This is a genomic window from Micromonospora sp. NPDC049799, assembly GCF_040656655.1.
GTDB lineage: Bacteria > Actinomycetota > Actinomycetes > Mycobacteriales > Micromonosporaceae > Micromonospora.
In genome coordinates this window covers 1-2,275 of record NZ_JBFAMU010000668.1, presented here as the reverse complement: position 1 = coordinate 2,275, position 2,275 = coordinate 1, and the positions used below count along the sequence as shown (strand labels likewise).

The 2,275-nt window shown below is 75.3% G+C and carries 2 protein-coding genes and 1 pseudogene; all 3 read left to right on the top strand.

What is annotated here, in order from left to right; all coding sequences use genetic code 11:
• A partial coding sequence (locus AB0I76_RS28005; RefSeq protein ID WP_357041565.1) for a rhodanese-like domain-containing protein occupies window positions 1–251 on the top strand: 251 nt, incomplete at its 5' end.
• A 63-nt stretch (window positions 252–314) separates the two neighbouring features.
• Window positions 315–1,496: an acetoin utilization protein AcuC gene (locus AB0I76_RS28000; protein ID WP_357041562.1), complete on the top strand. Its 1,182-nt coding sequence runs from the start codon at window positions 315–317 to the stop codon at window positions 1,494–1,496.
• A 26-nt stretch (window positions 1,497–1,522) separates the two neighbouring features.
• Window positions 1,523–2,179, top strand: a pseudogene (locus AB0I76_RS27995) (GNAT family N-acetyltransferase); the annotation flags it as partial.
• Window positions 2,180–2,275 lie beyond the last annotated feature (96 nt).

Sequence of the window (2,275 nt, the reverse complement as noted above, 5' to 3'; positions counted from 1 at the left end):
CGGTGAACGTGCCCGCCCCCGAGTACGTCACCGACGGTCGCTTCCCCGCCGCCGACGCGCTGCGGGAACGGTTCGCCGCCGCCGGGGTGGACGCCGCCCGGCCGGTCGGGGCGTACTGCGGCTCGGGGGTGACCGCCGCGCAGGCCGTCCTCGCCCTGCACCTGGCCGGTCGTCCGGACGCCGCGCTCTACGTCGGCTCGTGGAGCAACTGGGTCGCCGACCCGTCGCGTCCGGTGGCCACGGGGGAGTAGCGCGTCGGCGACACCCGTACGGCGCGCGGCGGGCCGCTGCCGGTCGCGTGCGACGATGGGCGCATGTCCGACGACACGGTGGTGGTGTGGGACCCGTCGCTGCTCACCTACGACATGGGTGACCACCCGCTGGACCCGGTACGCGTCGAGCTCACCATGGCGCTCGCCCGCGAGCTGGGGGTGCTGGAGCGGCCCGGTGTGCGGCTGGTCAAGCCGGAGCCGGCCGACGACGACCTGCTGGCCCGGGTGCACGACCCGCGCTACCTGGACGCGGTCCGCGCCGCGCCGCGCGACCCCCTCTTCGCCGGCTTCGGACTGGGCACCTCCGACAACCCGGTCTTCGACGGGATGCACGAGTCCAGCGCGCTGATCGCCGGGGCCACCGTCGCCGCCGCCGAGGCGGTCTGGCGGGGCGAGGCCCGGCGGGCGGTCAACGTCGCCGGTGGGCTGCACCACGCGATGCCGGCCCGCGCCGCCGGCTTCTGCGTCTACAACGACCCGGCGGTGGCCATCGCCCGGTTGCTCGACCTCGGTGCGGAGCGCGTCGCGTACGTGGACGTCGACGTGCACCACGGCGACGGCGTGCAACAGGTCTTCTGGGACGACCCCCGGGTGCTCACGGTCAGCCTGCACGAGACTCCGCTGGCGCTGTTCCCGGGCACCGGCTTCCCCGACGAGACCGGCGGGCCGGAGGCGCAGGGGACGGCGGTGAACGTGCCGCTGCCGCCGGGCGTCGACGACGCCGGCTGGCAGCGTGCCTTCCACGCGATCGTGCCGTCGGTGCTGCGCGCCTTCCGGCCCCAGATCCTGGTGACCCAGTGCGGCGCCGACGGCCACCGGCTGGACCCGCTGGCCGACCTGCACCTGAGCGTGGACGGGCAGCGCGCCACGTACATCGCCCTGCGGAGGCTCGCCGACGAGCTGTGCGAGGGCCGCTGGGTGGCCACCGGCGGAGGCGGGTACGCCCTGGTCGAGGTGGTGCCCCGGGCGTGGACGCACCTGCTCGCCGTGGCGACCGGCGCACCGCTGGAGCCGGCCACGCTGACCCCGCCGGCCTGGCGGGAGCTGGCCGCCGCCCGTCGTCCGGGCCGGGAGATCCCGCTGCGGATGACCGACGACGTGGACCCGGCGTACGAGCCGTGGCAGCCGACGGGGGAGCCGACCGCGGTGGACCGGGCCGTCGCCGCGACCCGCAGGTCCGTCTTCCCGCTGCTCGGGCTCGATCCGCACGATCCCCGTGACTGACCGGGCCGGGGTGGGACGGTGACGTCGTGACCACGGTGGACCAGCCGGTGGACGTGCTGCTCAGCGACGGCACTACCGTCCAGTTGCGGCCGATCCGGCCGTCGGACGCGCCGGAGATCGTGGCGATGCACTCCCGCTTCTCCGAGCGCACCCGCTACCTGCGCTACTTCTCGCCGTACCCCCGCATCCCCGACCGGGACCTGCAACGCTTCGTCAACGTCGACCACCGCGACCGGGAGGCGTTCGTGGTGCTTGCCGGCGACCAGATCGTGGCGGTCGGCCGCTACGAGCGCCTCGGCCCCCAGGCGCCGGAGGCCGAGGTGGCGTTCGTGGTGGAGGACGCCTACCAGGGCCGGGGCATCGGGTCGGTGCTGCTGGAGCACCTGGCCGACGCGGCACCGCGGGCCGGCATCATGAGCTTCGTCGCGGAGGTGCTGCCGAGCAACGGCGCGATGCTGCGGGTCTTCTCCGACTTCGGCTACCAGGTGCAGCGGCAGTTCGCCGACGGCGTGGTGCACCTGACCTTCCCGATCGCGCCCACCGAGGCGACCCTGGAGGTGCAGCGCGGCCGGGAGCACCGCACCGAGGCCCGTTCCATCGCCCGGCTTCTCGCGCCGCGCGGGGTCGCCGTCTACGGCGCGAGCGCCACCGGGCAGGGCGTCGGCGCGGCGGTGCTGGGCCACCCGTTCTCCATCACGACTGGTCCCGTACCCCGCTCGGGCCCTGGGCGGGATGGGACCCCTCGGTACGCGCGGCGGCCGAGCTGGTCCTCGCCTCAC